Origin of the sequence: Pseudomonas sp. PB103 (assembly GCF_009764635.1) — a bacterium.
Taxonomy (GTDB): domain Bacteria; phylum Pseudomonadota; class Gammaproteobacteria; order Pseudomonadales; family Pseudomonadaceae; genus Aquipseudomonas.
Map to the genome: position 1 here is coordinate 37853 of NZ_RWIL01000053.1, position 15601 is coordinate 53453.

A 15601-nucleotide genomic window follows, 5' to 3' on the forward strand; every position below is an offset into this window, starting at 1 on the left:
TATCCAGCCCCAACGGAGAGCTCCCCCATGACTGATTCCCCCGAGCGCGACGAACGCCATCTGGCGCGTATGCAGCGCAAAAAAGCCGTGATCGACGAACGCATCGCCAACTCCCCCGACGAGTGCGGCCTGGTGCTGGTGCTGACCGGCAACGGCAAAGGCAAAAGCAGCTCGGCGTTCGGCATGCTCGCCCGCGCCATGGGGCACGGCATGCAGTGCGGTGTGGTGCAGTTCATCAAGGGGCGGAACAGCACCGGCGAAGAATTGTTCTTCCGCCGCTTCCCCGAGCAAGTGCGCTTCCATGTGATGGGCGAGGGCTTCACCTGGGAAACCCAGGATCGCCAGCGCGACATCGCTGCAGCCGAAGCGGCATGGGCGGTTTCCCGTGAGCTGCTGCGTGATCCGTCGATCGGCCTGGTGGTGCTCGATGAATTGAACATCGCCCTCAAGCACGGTTACCTCGATCTGGATCAGGTGCTCAGCGATCTGCAGGCACGTCCGCCGATGCAGCACGTGATCGTCACCGGTCGCGCGGCCAAGCCGGAAATGATCGAGATGGGCGACACGGTCACCGAAATGGGCATGCTCAAACACGCCTTCCAGGCCGGCATCAAAGCGCAGAAAGGCGTCGAACTTTGAATCAACCACGTCACTGCCCGGCGGTACTCATCGCCGCGCCGGCTTCCGGTCAGGGCAAGACCACTGTCACCGCTGCGCTCGCCCGTTTGCATCGCAATCAGGGGCGCAAAGTGCGCGTGTTCAAATGCGGCCCGGACTTTCTCGACCCGATGATCCTCGAGCGCGCCAGCGGTGCGCCGGTGTATCAACTGGACATGTGGATGGTCGGCGAGCAGGAGAGTCGTCGTCTGTTGTGGGAAGCCGCTGCCGAGGCGGATCTGATTCTGATCGAAGGCGTGATGGGCCTCTTTGACGGTACGCCCTCGAGCGCGGATCTGGCGCGGCATTTTGGTGTGCCGGTGCTCGGAGTGATCGACGGCACAGCGATGGCGCAGACCTTTGGTGCGCTGGCGCTGGGACTGGCCAAGTATCAGCCGGATCTGCCATTTGCCGGGGTGTTGGCCAACCGGGTTGGCACGTTGCGCCATGCGCAATTGTTGGAAGGCAGTCTTACCGAAGGTCTGCGTTGGTACGGCGCGTTGTCGCGCGAGACCGGCATCGAATTGCCAAGTCGGCATCTGGGGCTGGTTCAGGCCAGCGAACTGAATGACCTCGATGTGCGCCTCGACGCCGCAGCCGAAGCGCTCGCCAGCAGCTGCGAGGTAGCGCTGCCACCGGCCGTGGAATTTGCCGCGCCGGACGTCGTCGCGGTTGAGCCGCTGCTGAAGAATGTGCGCATTGCCGTTGCACGTGATGAGGCGTTTGCCTTCACTTACGGCGCTAGCCTGGATCTGCTGCGCGCGATGGGCGCCGAGTTGAGCTTTTTCTCGCCGATCCGCGATACGCAATTGCCGGAGGCGGACAGTCTGTACCTGCCGGGCGGTTATCCGGAATTGCACCATGTTGCGTTGTCGCAGAACACCGCGATGGTTGCGGCAATCCGTGCGCACCATGCGGCGGGCAAGCCGTTGCTCGCTGAGTGTGGCGGGATGCTGTATTTGCTCGATTCGCTGACGGATGTTGAAGGCACTCGCGCTGAGCTGGTTGGGCTGCTCAAGGGCGACGCGGTGATGCAGAAGCGTCTGGCGGCGTTGGCGTTGCAGGCGGTGGATCTGCCGGAAGGTTCGTTGCGTGGGCACACTTATCATCATTCGCTGACCACCACCGAGCTGACGCCGATTGCTCGAGGGCTGAGCCCGAATGGTGGGCGCGGCGCCGAGGCGGTTTATCGGGAAGGGCGGATGACGGCTTCTTATGTGCACTTCTATTTTCCGTCGAATCCTGCGGCTGTCGCTGCGTTGTTTGCGCCTGGCCTCCAGGCCGCCATCGCTGGCAAGCCAGCTCCCACAGTGGAAGGTGAGCTTCCTGAAGAAATGCAATCCCCTGTGGGAGCTGGCTTGCCAGCGATGGGGCCATGACCGACAACGCATTCTCCGAAGCCGAGCGCGAAGCGGTTTACAGAGCCATCGCCGAACGCCGCGACATGCGCCACTTCACCGGTGGCAGCGTCGAGCCAGAGCTGTTGCGCCGACTTTTGGAAGCCGCCCACCAGGCGCCAAGCGTCGGCCTGATGCAGCCCTGGCGCTTCATTCGCATCAGCGACCGAACGTTGCGCGGCCAGATCCAGAATCTCGTCGAAGAAGAGCGCATCCGCACCGCTGAAGCCCTCGGCGAGCGCAGTGACGAGTTCATGAAACTCAAGGTCGAAGGCATCAACGACTGCGCTGAAGTGCTGGTCGCCGCGCTGATGGACGATCGCGACAAGCACATTTTCGGGCGCCGCACGCTGCCGGAAATGGACATGGCGTCATTGTCCTGCGCGATTCAAAACCTCTGGCTGGCCTCGCGCGCAGAAGGCTTGGGCATGGGCTGGGTCTCGCTGTTCGAGCCACAGGCACTCGCCGATCTGCTGAAATTGCCGGCAGGCGCCAAACCCCTGGCTGTTTTGTGCCTGGGTCCGGTCAAGGAATTCTATTCCGCGCCGATGCTGGTACTCGAAGGGTGGGCGCAGGCGCGGCCGCTGAATGAGTTGCTGTATGAAAATTATTGGGGAGTGAGTCAATGAGTGTGGCGTTGTTGAGTGTCGCCGCAGTGGCGCTGGATGCGCTGCTCGGTGAACCGAAACGCTGGCATCCGCTGGTGGCGTTCGGCAATTTTGCCGGGCGCATCGAGCAACGTTTCAACGGCGGTGGTCGTGGCTGGCGCAGCCATGGTGTCACTGCGTGGGTAATCGCGGTGCTGCCGCTGACGTTGCTTGCCACGGCCTTATCATGGGCGCCGTACGTGGGTTGGGTGGTCGAAATTCTCGCGTTGTATTGCGCCCTCGGCATGCGCAGCCTCGGCGAGCATGTCGCCCCGGTGGCCGCAGCGTTGCGCGCGGATGATCTGGACGAAGCGCGCAAGCGAGTCGGCTATCTGGTCAGCCGCCAGACCGATGAACTCGACAGCACCGCCGTGGCCCGCGCCGCCACCGAATCAGTGCTGGAAAACGGCAGTGATGCGGTGTTTGCCGCGCTGTTCTGGTTTGTCGTCGCCGGTGCCCCGGGCGTAGTGCTCTATCGCTTGAGCAACACGCTTGATGCGATGTGGGGTTATCGCAACGAGCGCTTTGAGCGTTTCGGCTGGGCCGCAGCGAAAATCGACGACGTGCTCAACTACATTCCTGCGCGTCTGGTGGCGTTGACCTACGCGCTATTGGGCAAAACCCGACTCGCCTTGAAGTGCTGGCGTACGCAGGCGCCAAACTGGGACAGCCCCAACGCCGGCCCGGTGATGGCGTCTGGCGCTGGAGCGTTGGGTGTTGAATTGGGTGGCCCGGCGATTTACCACGGCGAACTGCATGAGCGTCCGCAACTTGGCGAAGGCGCTCCGGCCGATGCCGATTCCATCGACCGTGGCTGGCAATTGGTCCAGCGCGGGGTATGGTTATGGCTGCTGATTCTCTGCGTGGGGGCTGAATTCTATGCTTGAGCACGGTGGCCGACTGCGTAAGGCGGCGCACGATTACGGCATCGCCGAGGCGGACTGGCTCGACCTGTCCAGCGGTCTCGCGCCGTGGCCCTTTCCGATCCCGGAAATCCCGCTGCGTGCCTGGGCGCGCTTGCCGGAAACCGATGACGGTCTGGAGCAGGCCGCGTGTGATTACTACGGCGCGACGCAAGTGCTGCCGGTCGCCGGTTCGCAGATGGCCATCCAGTTGCTGCCGCGTTTACGTCGCGCCGGCAAGGTCGGCGTGTTGTCGCCGTGCTATGCCGAGCATGCCGAAGCGTGGCGGCGCAGTGGCTATATCGTGCGTGAAGTGCTGGAGCAGGAAGTCGAGTTTTTCCTCGACAGCCTTGACGTGCTGGTGGTGGTCAATCCGAACAACCCGACCGGCCTGAGCCTGACCCCGGCGCGGCTGCTCGACTGGCATGCGCGACTGGCGCAGCGCGGCGGTTGGCTGGTGGTCGATGAAGCGTTCATGGACAACACGCCGCACCTGAGCCTGGCGGCGCATGCGCATCAGGTCGGGCTGATCGTGCTGCGATCGTTCGGCAAGTTTTTCGGTCTGGCCGGGGTGCGGCTGGGCTTTGTACTGGCCGAGCGCAAGTTACTCAAGTTGCTCGCCGAGCAGGTCGGGCCGTGGGCGGTCAGCGGGCCGACCCGGGTGCTCGGGCAGGCCTGTCTGCAAGACACTGAAAACCACACGCGCCAGCGGATGCGCAGCGAAGCAGCGAGCGCACGGCTGGCGTCGTTGCTCGAACGCCACGGCTTCAAACCGCAGGGCGGCTGCGCGCTGTTTCAGTGGCTGGTGACTGAGCACGCCGAGGCGTTGCACGAATTCATGGCCCGACGCGGCATCCTCCTGCGCATCTTCACCCATAACAGCAGCCTGCGTTTCGGCCTGCCTGCTGATGCGGCCGAGGAAGCGCGACTCGAACAGGCGTTAATCGCCTTCGCCAAGGACAATCCATGACCACCTTGATGGTGCAGGGCACCACTTCCGACGCCGGTAAAAGCACACTGGTGACCGCACTGTGCCGCTGGGCAACCCGTCAGGGCGTCGCGGTGGTGCCGTTCAAGCCGCAGAACATGGCGCTCAACAGCGCGGTGACGGCAGACGGCGGCGAGATCGGTCGTGCGCAAGCGGTGCAGGCGCAAGCGGCGTTCCTCGAACCGCACACCGACATGAACCCGGTGCTGCTCAAGCCGAACAGCGACACCGGCGCCCAAGTGATCATTCACGGTCGCGCGGTCACGTCGATGAATGCCGTGGCCTATCACGACTACAAAGCCATCGCGATGAAAGCTGTTCTGGTTTCTCACGAGCGGCTCAGTGCTGCGTATCCACTGGTGATGGTCGAGGGCGCAGGCTCGCCGGCCGAGATCAATCTGCGCGCTGGCGACATCGCCAACATGGGCTTTGCCGAAGCGGTGGATTGCCCGGTGCTGCTGATTGCCGACATCAATCGCGGCGGGGTTTTTGCCCATCTGGTCGGCACGCTGGAGCTGCTCTCGCCGAGTGAACAGGCGCGGGTCAAAGGCTTCATCATCAACCGTTTTCGCGGCGACATTGCCTTGCTGCAACCGGGCCTTGATTGGTTGGAGGAGCGCACCGGCAAACCGGTGGTGGGCGTGCTGCCGTATGTGATGGATCTGCATCTGGAAGCCGAGGACGGCATCGATCAGCGCCAGACCGACAAGGCCGAACAAGTGCTGAAAGTGGTGGTGCCGGTGCTGCCGCGCATCAGCAACCACACCGATTTTGATCCGCTGCGTCTGCACCCGCAGGTCGACCTGCAATTTGTCGGGCCGGGGCAGGCGATTACGGCTGCCGATCTGATCATTCTGCCGGGCTCGAAAAGCGTGCGCAGCGATCTCGCCTATTTGCGCGCCAATGGTTGGGACACAGCGATCAATCGGCATTTGCGCTACGGCGGCAAAGTGCTGGGGATTTGTGGTGGTCTGCAGATGCTCGGTGAGCAGGTGCATGATCCGCTCGGTCTTGAAGGCGCGCCCGGTTCGAGTGCCGGTTTGGCTTTGCTGGCGTTTGAAACGACGCTTGAGGCCGACAAGCAATTGCGCAATGTGCGTGGGCGTTTGGCGCTTGAAAATGCCGAGGTCAGTGGTTACGAAATTCATGCAGGCGTGACGACCGGGGCGGCGCTGGAGAATGCGGCGGTGCATCTGGACGACGGCCGTTGCGACGGTGCACAGAGTGTTGATGGGCAGGTATTCGGCACGTATCTGCATGGCTTGTTTGAATCACCGGCGGCGAGTGCGGCGTTGCTGCGTTGGGCCGGGTTGAACGATGTGCAGGAAGTGGATTACCACGGGTTGCGCGAGCGCGATATCGAGCGCTTGGCGGATCTGGTGGAAAAGCATCTGGATACCGATCTGTTGCGTCAGCTCTGTGGGATTTGAGGTGGGTTCAATGGCCTCATCGCGAGCAGGCTCACTCCTACAGTTGACCGCGTTCCCTTGTAGGAGTGAGCCTGCTCGCGATAGCGCCAGTCGTCTCAACCCATAATTTTCAGGATGTCCCCATGCTCCAACTGATCCTCGGCGGCGCCCGCTCCGGCAAAAGCCGCCTGGCAGAAAAACTCGCCAGCGACAGCAATCTTGCCGTTACTTACATCGCCACCAGCCAACCGCTCGATGGCGAGATGAGCGAGCGCGTCGCCCATCATCGCGCCCGTCGTCCAGCCGAGTGGGCACTGATCGAAGAACCCCTCGAACTGGCTCGCGTCCTGCGTGAGTCGGCCGGCGCCGAGCGTTGCCTGCTGGTCGATTGCCTGACGCTGTGGCTGACCAACCTGCTGATGCTCGACGACGCCGAACGCCTCATCGCCGAGCGCGAAGCCTTGCTCAACTGCCTGGCCACGCTGCCGGGGGAAATCATTTTTGTCAGCAACGAGACCGGAATGGGTGTCGTGCCGCTGGGCGAATTGACTCGCCGCTACGTCGATGAAGCCGGTTGGCTGCATCAAGCTCTGGCTGAGCGCTGTCAGCGTGTCGTGCTGACCGTCGCCGGCCTGCCCCTGACTCTGAAAGGATCTGCGTTATGACTCAAACCTGGTGGCTGAACCCGTGCCAACCGCTGAACGCCGAGGTGCTTGCGCAAGCGGCGGCGCGTCAGCAGCAACTGACCAAACCGGCTGGTTCGCTCGGTCGCCTGGAATCGGTGGCGGTGCAACTGGCCGGGCTGCAAGGTCAGGTCAAGCCGACGCTGGAACAGGTCTGGATCGCGATTTTTGCCAGTGATCACGGCGTGGTCGCTGAAGGCGTTTCGGCGTTCCCGCAGGAAGTTACCGGGCAGATGCTGCTCAATTTCGTCAGCGGTGGCGCGGCGATCAGCGTGCTCGCGCGGCAACTTGGCGCGCAACTGGAAGTGGTCGATCTGGGCACCGTGACGCCGACGCTGAACCTGCCAGGCGTACGTCACTTGAACATCGGTCCCGGCACTGCGAATTTCGTCGACGGCGCGGCGATGACCCAAGCCCAGGGCGAACTGGCGTTGCAAGCCGGTCGTGACAGCGCCTTGCGCGCGAAAGCGGCGGGTGCGCAGTTGTTCATCGGCGGCGAAATGGGCATTGGCAACACCACCGCAGCCAGTGCGCTGGCGTGCGCGTTGCTTGATTGCCCGGTGACGCACCTGACCGGCCCCGGCACAGGTTTGAACGCTGAAGGCGTCCGCCACAAAGCGCAAGTGATCGAGCGTGCCCTGGCGCTGCATGCGGCGCAGCGCGGTGATGCGTTGCAGACGTTGTTCAACCTCGGTGGTTTCGAAATTGCCGCGCTGGTCGGTGCTTATCTGGCGTGTGCGCAGGAAGGTGTGGCGGTGCTCGTCGACGGCTTCATCTGCACGGTCGCGGCGCTGGTCGCGGTGCGTTTGAATCCGGCGTGCCGCGAGTGGCTGTTGTTCGGTCATCGTGGCGCCGAGCCGGGGCATCGGCATGTGCTCGAAGCGCTCGGCGCCGAGCCGTTGCTGGAACTTGGTCTGCGTCTGGGCGAGGGCAGTGGGGCGGCGTTGGCTGTGCCGCTGTTGCGTCTGGCCTGCGATCTGCACGGGCAGATGGCGACGTTCGCCGAAGCGGCGGTGGCGGATCGCCCGGCATGACATTGAATCTCGACCTGCTGCGCCACGGTGAGACTGAATTGGGCGGTGGTCTGCGCGGCAGTCTCGACGACGCGCTCACCGAGAAGGGCTGGGCGCAGATGCGTGCAGCGGTGGCTGAGAGCGGGCCGTGGGATCGACTGGTCAGCTCGCCGTTGCAGCGTTGTGCGCGGTTTGCCGCAGAACTCGGTGAGCAATTGAATCTGCCGGTGCAGTTGGACAAGGATCTGCAGGAACTGCATTTCGGTGCGTGGGAAGGCCAGAGCGCGGCAGCGTTGATGGAGACTGACGCTGAGGCGTTGGGACTGTTTTGGGCTGATCCTTACGGCTTTACACCGCCGCAAGGTGAGCCGGTCAGTGATTTTTCTGCGCGAGTGTTGGCAGCGGTATCGCGGCTGCACGCGGCGTATGCCGGGGAGCGGGTTTTGCTGATCAGCCACGGCGGCGTCATGCGTTTGTTACTGGCGCAGGCGCGAGGCTTGCCGCGCGAACAACTGCTCAATGTTGAAGTCGGGCATGGCGCAATGTTTGCGCTGACAGTCGAGGCTGACGGTTCACTCAAGGAAGGTCGCTGACATGTTGCCGCTGTGGATCGCCCTGCAATTTCTCAGCAGTCTGCCGATTCGTCTGCCGGGAATGCCCGAGCCGCAGCAGCTTGGCCGTTCGCTGTTGTTTTATCCGCTGGTGGGCTTGCTGTTTGGCGTGATCCTCTGGGCATTGAATCTGGCGTTGGCCGGCGCGCCGCTGTTGCTGCATGCAGCGCTGTTGTTGACGGCTTGGGTGTTGCTCAGCGGCGCGTTGCACCTCGATGGCCTGGCCGACAGCGCCGATGCCTGGCTCGGTGGCTTTGGTGATCGCGAGCGCACGCTGACGATCATGAAAGATCCGCGCAGCGGGCCGATTGCGGTGGTGACGCTGGTGCTGGTGTTGCTGCTCAAGTTTGCTGCGCTGTTGGCGTTGATCGAGCAGGGGCATGGGATCGTTTTGATCATTGTGCCGGTGCTTGGACGGGCGGCGTTGCTCGGGCTGTTTCTGACCACGCCGTATGTACGTGCGGGTGGGTTGGGGCAGGCGTTGGCGGATCATTTGCCGCGTCGGGCCGGGTGGTGGGTGCTCGGGGTGAGTGCGCTGGCGTGTTGGTTGATCGCCGGGTTTAGCGCGGTTGTTGCGTTGGTCATTTCGATCGCCGTTTTTAGCTGGCTGCGGCGAGTGATGATGCGACGGCTGGGCGGAACGACGGGCGATACGGCGGGGGCGTTGCTGGAATTGCTGGAGATGGTGGTGTTGGTTGGTGTTGTGCTGATTTAGAATCAAAAGATCGCAGCCTTCGGCAGCTCCTACATCGGTTCGCGTAAACCTGTAGGAGCTGCCGAAGGCTGCGATCTTTTCATCTGTAACTTGATTTAACACAGTCGCGGGTATATACACGCATCATGCTTCCTTCTCAGTGTTTGTGCACCAACCTGCGTCGCGCCGCTCGTGGCGTCAGCAGGCATTACGACGGCGCTCTCGATGGCTTCGGGATCAACGTTGCGCAGTATTCTTTGCTGTGCAACCTGCAACGTCTGGATCAACCGAGCATCTCGGAACTGGCTGAAGCCATGGGCCTGGATCGCAGCACCCTCGGGCGCAATCTGCGCGTTCTCGAAGGTGAAGGATTGGTGGCGCTGGCCGAAGGTGAGGACATGCGTAACCGCATCGTCCGTCTCACCGAAACCGGTGCGCAACGCCTGGCGGCGGCCTTGCCGGCGTGGGAGGCGGCGCAGCAACGGTTGATTGATCGCTTGGGCGCCGAGAAGCGTGGAACCTTGCTCAGATTGCTGGATGAACTGGCCTGAGGCCGGTTTCTTCCAAACTCAAGCGGGTATATACCCGCAAGCGGAGAACAATAATGACATCGATGTGGCGTACGTGCGGTTGGGTGTTGGTCGGTAGTGCGCTGATTCTCGCGTTGTCATTGGGCGTGCGTCACGGCTTCGGCCTGTTTCTGTCGCCGATGAGCGCGCAGTTCGGCTGGGGGCGCGAGGTATTTGCTTTCGCCATCGCTTTGCAGAACCTGATCTGGGGCCTGGCGCAGCCATTCACCGGCGCGCTGGCCGACCGTTTCGGCGCGGCGAAAGTGGTGCTCGTCGGTGGCGTGCTCTACGCGGCGGGTCTGGTGTGCATGGGCCTGTCGGATTCGGCGGTGACGCTGTCCTTGAGCGCCGGTCTGCTGATCGGCATCGGTCTTTCCGGCACCTCGTTCTCGGTCATCCTCGGCGTCGTCGGGCGTGCCGTGCCGCCGGAGAAACGCAGCATGGGCATGGGCATTGCCAGTGCCGCTGGCTCTTTCGGCCAGTTCGCCATGTTGCCGGGCACGCTGGGCCTGATCGGCTGGCTCGGCTGGTCGGCGGCGTTGTTGGTCTTGGGCTTGCTGGTGGCGCTGATCGTGCCGCTGGTGAGCATGCTCAAGGACAAACCGTTGCCGCTGCTGGGTCATGAGCAAACGCTCTCCGAAGCGCTGCGCGAAGCCTGCTCGCATTCGGGATTCTGGCTGCTGGCGTTCGGCTTTTTCGTCTGCGGTTTTCAGGTGGTGTTTATCGGCGTGCATCTGCCGGCCTATCTGGTCGATCAGCATCTGCCGGCCAGTGTCGGCACCACGGTGCTGGCGTTGATCGGGCTGTTCAACATCTTCGGCACTTACACCGCCGGCTGGCTGGGTGGGCGCATGTCGAAACCGCGCTTGCTCACCGCGCTTTACCTGTTACGCGCGGTGGTGATCGTGCTGTTCCTGTGGCTGCCGGTGACGACCACGTCGGCCTACCTGTTCGGCATGGCCATGGGGTTTCTGTGGCTGTCGACGGTGCCGTTGACCAACGGTACGGTGGCGACCTTGTTCGGCGTGCGCAATTTGTCCATGCTCGGGGGCATCGTGTTCCTGTTCCATCAGCTCGGCTCGTTCCTCGGCGGCTGGCTGGGCGGGGTGGTGTATGACCGAACCGGGAGTTATGACTTGATCTGGCAAGTGGCGATTCTCTTGAGCCTGCTGGCGGCTGCGCTGAACTGGCCGGTGCGCGAGCGTCCGGTTGCACGCCTGCAAGCTGCTGCGGTCGCCGCATGAGTCGATTCTGGCCGCGTATCGTCATCACCGCACTCGGCGCCGCATTGCTGGCGCTGGTGTGGTGGGGCTGGCATCAGGGTGGCCTGGCGTTGATGCAACTGGGCATGAGCATTTGCTAGAACGTGGCGCGGCGAGTAACGTCGAAGTCTGACGACTGCTCAAGGATGCTCGAGATGCTGATGCGCTGGTGTGCTGTTCCCGCGTTGCTGGTGGCGTTGACTGGCCTGGCCCACGCTGCGGATTGCCCGGAAGTGTTGCAAGGTTCGCTGCCCAAGTTACGCGCCAAGGAATCCATCGATCTGTGCAAGCAATACGCCGACAAACCGTTGGTGGTGGTCAACACCGCGAGCTTCTGCGGTTTTGCGCCACAGTTCGAAGGCCTTGAGGCGCTGCATAAGCGCTACGAGGGGCAAGGGCTGGAAATGCTCGGCGTGCCTTCCAATGACTTCAAGCAAGAGTCCAAGGACAGCGCCGAGACCGCCAAAGTCTGCTACGCCAACTACGGCGTGACGTTCGCCATGACCGAACCGCAGAAAGTCCGTGGTGACGATGCCACCCATATGTTCCAGGTACTCGCTGCGCAAAGCAGTGCGCCGAAGTGGAATTTCTACAAATACGTGATTGATCGCCAAGGCAAGGTCATTGCCAATTTCTCCAGCTTGACCAAGCCCGATGATCCGGAGTTTATTGCCGCGATCGAAAAGGCCATCGCCTCGAAACCTCTCAATCCCTGACGCAATCCCTGTAGGAGCTGCGGCACGCTGCGATCTTTTGATCTTGAAAAGCAAGATCAGAAGATCGCAGCCTCGTTGCACTCGACAGCTCCTGTAGGTTGTAAGTCGCGGGCATGAAAAAGCCCCGCTTTCTGCAAAGAGAGCGGGGCTTTTTTGTGGGCGAGGGGTTAGCCTCGCCACGCAGCATCAGAAGCGGTAAGTAGCGCCGACACCGAAACCGTTTGCCGAGTTTTCATACTTGGCGTTGTAGGTCTGGCCACGATCGTTCTGATTGCGGATGTTGACCGACTCTTCTTTCAGGTACGAGTAGGCAACGTCGATGGTCAGGTCTTCGGTCGGGCTCCAGCCAGCACCGATGCTGAAGATCGTCCGGTCGCCGGTTGGAATACGTGGCGAGCGGTCGACGTTGTTGGTCGGCGACTGGTCGAAGGTCAGACCGGTACGCAGTACCCATTCCTTGTTCAGCTGGTACGAAGTACCCACGGCGTAAGCCCAGGAGTCGTGCCAGTTCTGGTCTTCGGTGATCTCGCCGAATTGACCGGCCAGCAGCGGCTGAACGCCCGAGTTCTCGACGGTGATTTTCTTCAGCTGGCTCCAACGGGTGAAGGTCGAACCGGCGTAGACGTTCCACTGATCGTTGATCGCCTGGGTCACCGAGAAGTCCACGGATTCAGGCGTGGTGATTTTCAGCGAAGCGTCGTACTTCTGGTTGGCGCCCAGACCGATTGCGCCCAGCACACCGTAGTTGACCTTGGTGTTGCCTTCGAGCTTGTAGTCGACTTTCGAGTGGTAAGTCAGACCCAGGCGAGTGGTGTCAGTGGCTTGCACCAGCACACCGATGTTGTAGCCCAGTGCAGTGTCGTCACCCTTGATCTTGACCTTGCCGTCCGGTGCTGCCTGGGTAATCGACAGGTTCGATTCCAGGGTGCCGTCGATGCGGTTGATGGTCGGGCCGAAACCGATCGACACGACGTCGTTGAACTTGTAGCTCACGGTTGGCTGGAAGGTGATGACTTGTACTTCGGACTTGCTGCCGAAGTAACGGCCGGCAAAGCCGTTTTCGTAATCGGTGATCAGGCCGAACGGTACGTACACGCCCAGGCCGAATGCCCAATGATCATCGATCGGCTTGACGTAGAAGCCCATAGGTACGGAGGTGAAGGGCACCATGTCGCCTTTGTTGCTGCCGCCGTTAGGGCTGGAGCTGGCGTCGCTGATATCGGTTTTTGCGTCGAGGAATGCAACACCGCCAGTGACTTGTTCACGCGTGATGCGCGACATGCCGGCAGGGTTGCCATAAACAGTGCTTGCGTCGTCGGCAGAAGAAGATCGCCCAGCGTAACCAGTGCCCATCCCGCTGATACTGTGTTCGTTGATGGCAAAGCCAGCTGCGAAGATCTGGGTGGATGCCATGGTAACGGCGAGGCTAAGGGTGGTTTTGAGCATTACTTTTTTCATTATTAGAACTCCTGGTGATCACCGGGGCGAAAATTACCAAGATTTTCGTCCCAGCGCTATAGTCCGTATGCCTTGAGTTAGAGCGGTTTTGTAGGACAATCCGACCAGATTCGCGACCTGTTGGCAGATCTTCTGAAACCGACGGGTCAGCAAGCGACCTGATTCAGCGGTGAAACACAGGTTTGCCAGGCGCAAGTGAAGTCACGCAGACGACCTTGGGGTTGGAAGGTCTGACGCCAGATGCGCGCCATCCCGAGCAAATCATCCGGGTCGGGGAGGGTGGGGTTTTGTTCTTCTACCAGCAGCCAGGCGATGGCGGTGGCGTAACGCAGGTTGACGGTCAATTCCAGGTGCGGGCCACTCAAAAACGCATGTTGGCTGGCGAGGCCGCGCACCAGGCTGGCACGCTCGGGATCGAGGGCCAGATAGTCATCCCACAGTGCCTGATGGCGATGCTCGGCAATGCGGTAGAGGCCGTGGCCACGGCGGTCATGCAGGGCAGACCCGAGGGCGGATTGGCTGGCGGCGATACCCAGCAGCAGGGATTCGGCGGTTGCGCAGTGACGTCCCAGATAAATCAACGTAGGACGGATCACGTAGCGACACAGTTCGCTGGCAGCGATACCCATAAAATCCTCGGATCTTGTTGTTGGGCGGCGATGCCTGAAGGGGGCCTTGGCAGCGGTGGATCGACTCAGGCTCGCCGAAAGCGGATCAAGCCGCTTGAGTTGAAGTGTAGTGTCATATTCACAACGTAAAGGCCTGTTTTTAAAATATTTCCGGCTTCGAGTTATAACCGTTATATCAGAAGGTGCTTAAGCGCTAACGGGCCAAAAGTGAAACATCAGGCAATAAAAAGCCCCGCAATTTAAGCGGGGCTTTTGCTTTTGCAGCCTTTTCGGCTTTCAGGCAACCAGTGCCTGACGGGTACGATCGATCACGGCCTGCAGCGGTTCTGCGCTGGAGTATTGATCGGGGTACAGACGCTCGCTGTGGCGGGCGATACCGTGTTCATTGACCAAAGTGAAGCTGAAGCAGCCTTTGCGAGCGGCCATGATCAGGCAGTTCATTGGCGCAAAAGCGTTGGTTAGGGTGCGAATGGCATCCTGAGTATGGATTTGAGTAGACATAGTTATTAGGTGTTCCTACAAATGACACGGATAAGAACCGTGCAACGTTAAAACGTTCCAGTGACGACGACCACCATTGGTCGAACGAAGAACCCGACTGGAACAAAGCAGCCAGTTTGAAGCGCTGATAAGTTGGCGCGCTTGGGCTGGCAGGTAGGTACTTAGGAGGGCAGGCAACACATCAAGGGCAAAGGTTCTGGGCCCGGGGTGAAGATCCTGATCAATTTGCAGGTTGGTTCGGTCAGAGTAAGTGGTCTTCGCAACACCCTTTGCATCATTCAAAGGCAGTGTCGTCGCAAGATTTACCTGGAAACCATCGAGGGGTCGCTCCCGCTTGTTCGGTAGGGGCTTCTTGGAAGAAGGCTGACCGTGGGGATGTGTTCGACCGGAATTGACTTTCAGCTTGGTACTAACGCCGCGGATAGTAACGGATCGAAATGCACAAAGCAAACCCTGACTGAAAAAACATTCCATGAAGGGCAACCCCTGTTTTCGTCAGTAACGGCCCGCCCCGTCCTGGCTCATTTTCTTGACCGTCGGTCGGTGAAGAAAATGTCATGAAGCCACGTCGCAGACCGGTTTATCCCCAGACTGACCGTCAAAATGACCCGAAAAAGCGCATCGATATAACCGGGTAACAGGTACTTGTGCACATTAGTTGCGGGAGCTGTAACGATACTGTCATACCAATCCTGACCCCGATGGCTGCCTGCATCGAAAGTTTAAGTCAATGAAAAACATCGCTTTTTTTTGTTGGTGAAAAAATCGTCAGTTTGACTGCGAGCCCCATTCCACAAGGCTTTGCGAGGGTTGAAGGACGGTTGTCCACTGAGTTATCCACAGCTTCTGTGGATTGTCCCGAGCGCTTGCTCTAGCACGGGCGTGCCGGGATGTTTTTCGACTTTACCTGTAAGAAAAAGAGAGTAGAGTGGCGCGCCTTCCGATCTGTCCCACAGTGCTTTATGAAGTTTCGCTCAGCATCAGACTCTGTTACCTCACAACACCCGCCTGTTACCCCGCCCAAGCGCTTTTCCGTGCGTGTAGCTGAATGGCTGCTCGATAGCCCGCGCTTGAGTGACAGCCATAATGCCAAGCACCTCGCCGGACGCCTGCTCAAGCAGCCGGCACGCGAAGGCGTAGTCGTTGCGCAAAGCCGTCTCGGCCAACTGATGTGCCGTGAGTGCGGCAATGCCCGGGACCGGCGCATCGGTCACGATCTTTTGCGCCAGGCGGCCCGTGCGGGCGACGTGCGGGCACAACAAGAGCTGGGTCTGATTGAAGACTGAGCTGTCCATGCTCTGAAACCGTGGTTAACTTTCAGACTTCATCGGATCGGCCGGAATCGCTATGGCTTTGGACCAGGGCGCGGCAATCTAGTCAGTCGTAGCGAACAGCTGAAATTGTTCGCAAGAGCAAAAGATCGCAGCCTTCGGCAGCTCCTACGGGGATCTATGTAGGAGCTGCC

General features: G+C 60.8%; 18 protein-coding genes. 15 read left to right on the forward strand and 3 right to left on the reverse strand.

Annotated elements, in window-relative coordinates; all coding sequences use genetic code 11:
* The first annotated feature begins 27 nt into the window (after positions 1 to 27).
* The 14 genes from cobO (at position 28) to EJA70_RS10580 (ending at position 11548) form a co-directional block, all read left to right on the forward strand.
* Positions 28 to 639: a cob(I)yrinic acid a,c-diamide adenosyltransferase gene (cobO, locus tag EJA70_RS10520; protein ID WP_003223053.1), complete on the forward strand. Its 612-nt coding sequence runs from the start codon at positions 28 to 30 to the stop codon at positions 637 to 639.
* Positions 636 to 2036, forward strand: a complete 1401-nt coding sequence (locus EJA70_RS10525) for a cobyrinate a,c-diamide synthase (protein WP_158830693.1) — start codon at positions 636 to 638, stop codon at positions 2034 to 2036. The genes cobO and EJA70_RS10525 overlap by 4 nt, the downstream gene beginning before the upstream one ends.
* Positions 2033 to 2683 (forward strand): 5,6-dimethylbenzimidazole synthase, encoded by a 651-nt coding sequence (bluB, locus tag EJA70_RS10530; RefSeq protein ID WP_158830694.1) that lies wholly within the window; start codon positions 2033 to 2035, stop codon positions 2681 to 2683. Before EJA70_RS10525 ends, bluB begins: the two co-directional genes overlap by 4 nt.
* Positions 2680 to 3588 carry an adenosylcobinamide-phosphate synthase CbiB gene (gene cbiB, locus EJA70_RS10535; protein WP_158830695.1) on the forward strand — a complete coding sequence of 303 codons (909 nt, stop codon included), beginning with the start codon at positions 2680 to 2682 and terminating at the stop codon, positions 3586 to 3588. Before bluB ends, cbiB begins: the two co-directional genes overlap by 4 nt.
* Positions 3581 to 4573: a threonine-phosphate decarboxylase CobD gene (gene cobD / locus EJA70_RS10540; protein ID WP_158830696.1), complete on the forward strand. Its 993-nt coding sequence runs from the start codon at positions 3581 to 3583 to the stop codon at positions 4571 to 4573. The genes cbiB and cobD overlap by 8 nt, the downstream gene beginning before the upstream one ends.
* On the forward strand, positions 4570 to 6021 hold the full coding sequence (locus EJA70_RS10545) for a cobyric acid synthase (RefSeq protein ID WP_158830697.1): 1452 nt from the start codon (positions 4570 to 4572) through the stop codon (positions 6019 to 6021). Before cobD ends, EJA70_RS10545 begins: the two co-directional genes overlap by 4 nt.
* A 122-nt stretch (positions 6022 to 6143) precedes the next feature.
* Complete coding sequence (gene cobU / locus EJA70_RS10550; RefSeq protein ID WP_158830698.1) at positions 6144 to 6665, forward strand: bifunctional adenosylcobinamide kinase/adenosylcobinamide-phosphate guanylyltransferase; 522 nt, start codon at positions 6144 to 6146, stop codon at positions 6663 to 6665.
* A complete protein-coding gene (gene cobT, locus EJA70_RS10555; protein ID WP_158830699.1) occupies positions 6662 to 7717 on the forward strand; it encodes a nicotinate-nucleotide--dimethylbenzimidazole phosphoribosyltransferase in 1056 nt (351 codons plus the stop codon). The genes cobU and cobT overlap by 4 nt, the downstream gene beginning before the upstream one ends.
* The gene (gene cobC / locus EJA70_RS10560; protein WP_158830700.1) at positions 7714 to 8289 is read left to right on the forward strand and encodes an alpha-ribazole phosphatase family protein; all 576 of its coding nucleotides are present in this window, start codon (positions 7714 to 7716) and stop codon (positions 8287 to 8289) included. Before cobT ends, cobC begins: the two co-directional genes overlap by 4 nt.
* A gap of 1 nt (position 8290) precedes the next feature.
* The gene (locus EJA70_RS10565; RefSeq protein ID WP_158830701.1) at positions 8291 to 9022 is read left to right on the forward strand and encodes an adenosylcobinamide-GDP ribazoletransferase; all 732 of its coding nucleotides are present in this window, start codon (positions 8291 to 8293) and stop codon (positions 9020 to 9022) included.
* Between the two features lie 125 nt (positions 9023 to 9147).
* Positions 9148 to 9552 (forward strand): MarR family winged helix-turn-helix transcriptional regulator, encoded by a 405-nt coding sequence (locus tag EJA70_RS10570; protein ID WP_158830702.1) that lies wholly within the window; start codon positions 9148 to 9150, stop codon positions 9550 to 9552.
* 53 nt (positions 9553 to 9605) lie between these two features.
* Entirely contained in the window at positions 9606 to 10814 is a 1209-nt protein-coding gene (locus EJA70_RS10575) for an MFS transporter (RefSeq protein ID WP_158830703.1), read from the forward strand.
* On the forward strand, positions 10811 to 10933 hold the full coding sequence (locus EJA70_RS31090; RefSeq protein ID WP_008077905.1) for a hypothetical protein: 123 nt from the start codon (positions 10811 to 10813) through the stop codon (positions 10931 to 10933). Before EJA70_RS10575 ends, EJA70_RS31090 begins: the two co-directional genes overlap by 4 nt.
* 54 nt (positions 10934 to 10987) lie before the next feature.
* Positions 10988 to 11548: a glutathione peroxidase gene (locus EJA70_RS10580; protein WP_158830704.1), complete on the forward strand. Its 561-nt coding sequence runs from the start codon at positions 10988 to 10990 to the stop codon at positions 11546 to 11548.
* 186 nt (positions 11549 to 11734) lie between these two features.
* Here EJA70_RS10580 and EJA70_RS10585 read toward each other — a convergent pair whose 3' ends face one another.
* The 3 genes from EJA70_RS10585 to EJA70_RS10595 all read right to left on the reverse strand — a co-directional run bounded on the left by EJA70_RS10585 (position 11735) and on the right by EJA70_RS10595 (position 14136).
* A complete protein-coding gene (locus EJA70_RS10585) occupies positions 11735 to 13006 on the reverse strand; it encodes an OmpP1/FadL family transporter (RefSeq protein WP_008077903.1) in 1272 nt (423 codons plus the stop codon).
* A 146-nt stretch (positions 13007 to 13152) separates the two neighbouring features.
* Entirely contained in the window at positions 13153 to 13635 is a 483-nt protein-coding gene (locus EJA70_RS10590) for a hypothetical protein (RefSeq protein ID WP_008077902.1), read from the reverse strand.
* 276 nt (positions 13636 to 13911) lie between these two features.
* Entirely contained in the window at positions 13912 to 14136 is a 225-nt protein-coding gene (locus EJA70_RS10595) for a hypothetical protein (protein ID WP_003214941.1), read from the reverse strand.
* A gap of 962 nt (positions 14137 to 15098) precedes the next feature.
* Here EJA70_RS10595 and EJA70_RS10600 point away from each other — a divergent pair.
* Positions 15099 to 15422 carry a sel1 repeat family protein gene (locus EJA70_RS10600; protein ID WP_158830705.1) on the forward strand — a complete coding sequence of 108 codons (324 nt, stop codon included), beginning with the start codon at positions 15099 to 15101 and terminating at the stop codon, positions 15420 to 15422.
* Positions 15423 to 15601: the final 179 nt, after the last annotated feature.

Bases quoted from the DNA above. Each gene is read 5' to 3' on its own strand.
- cobO (WP_003223053.1), top strand. From the start codon at position 28: ATGACTGATTCCCCCGAGCGCGACGAACGCCATCTGGCGCGTATGCAG.
- bluB (WP_158830694.1), top strand. From the start codon at position 2,033: ATGACCGACAACGCATTCTCCGAAGCCGAGCGCGAAGCGGTTTACAGA.
- cbiB (WP_158830695.1), top strand. From the start codon at position 2,680: ATGAGTGTGGCGTTGTTGAGTGTCGCCGCAGTGGCGCTGGATGCGCTG.
- cobD (WP_158830696.1), top strand. From the start codon at position 3,581: ATGCTTGAGCACGGTGGCCGACTGCGTAAGGCGGCGCACGATTACGGC.
- EJA70_RS10545 (WP_158830697.1), top strand. From the start codon at position 4,570: ATGACCACCTTGATGGTGCAGGGCACCACTTCCGACGCCGGTAAAAGC.
- cobU (WP_158830698.1), top strand. From the start codon at position 6,144: ATGCTCCAACTGATCCTCGGCGGCGCCCGCTCCGGCAAAAGCCGCCTG.
- cobT (WP_158830699.1), top strand. From the start codon at position 6,662: ATGACTCAAACCTGGTGGCTGAACCCGTGCCAACCGCTGAACGCCGAG.
- cobC (WP_158830700.1), top strand. From the start codon at position 7,714: ATGACATTGAATCTCGACCTGCTGCGCCACGGTGAGACTGAATTGGGC.
- EJA70_RS10565 (WP_158830701.1), top strand. From the start codon at position 8,291: ATGTTGCCGCTGTGGATCGCCCTGCAATTTCTCAGCAGTCTGCCGATT.
- EJA70_RS10570 (WP_158830702.1), top strand. From the start codon at position 9,148: ATGCTTCCTTCTCAGTGTTTGTGCACCAACCTGCGTCGCGCCGCTCGT.
- EJA70_RS10575 (WP_158830703.1), top strand. From the start codon at position 9,606: ATGACATCGATGTGGCGTACGTGCGGTTGGGTGTTGGTCGGTAGTGCG.
- EJA70_RS31090 (WP_008077905.1), top strand. From the start codon at position 10,811: ATGAGTCGATTCTGGCCGCGTATCGTCATCACCGCACTCGGCGCCGCA.
- EJA70_RS10580 (WP_158830704.1), top strand. From the start codon at position 10,988: ATGCTGATGCGCTGGTGTGCTGTTCCCGCGTTGCTGGTGGCGTTGACT.
- EJA70_RS10585 (WP_008077903.1), bottom strand. From the start codon at position 13,006: ATGAAAAAAGTAATGCTCAAAACCACCCTTAGCCTCGCCGTTACCATG.
- EJA70_RS10590 (WP_008077902.1), bottom strand. From the start codon at position 13,635: ATGGGTATCGCTGCCAGCGAACTGTGTCGCTACGTGATCCGTCCTACG.
- EJA70_RS10595 (WP_003214941.1), bottom strand. From the start codon at position 14,136: ATGTCTACTCAAATCCATACTCAGGATGCCATTCGCACCCTAACCAAC.
- EJA70_RS10600 (WP_158830705.1), top strand. From the start codon at position 15,099: ATGAAGTTTCGCTCAGCATCAGACTCTGTTACCTCACAACACCCGCCT.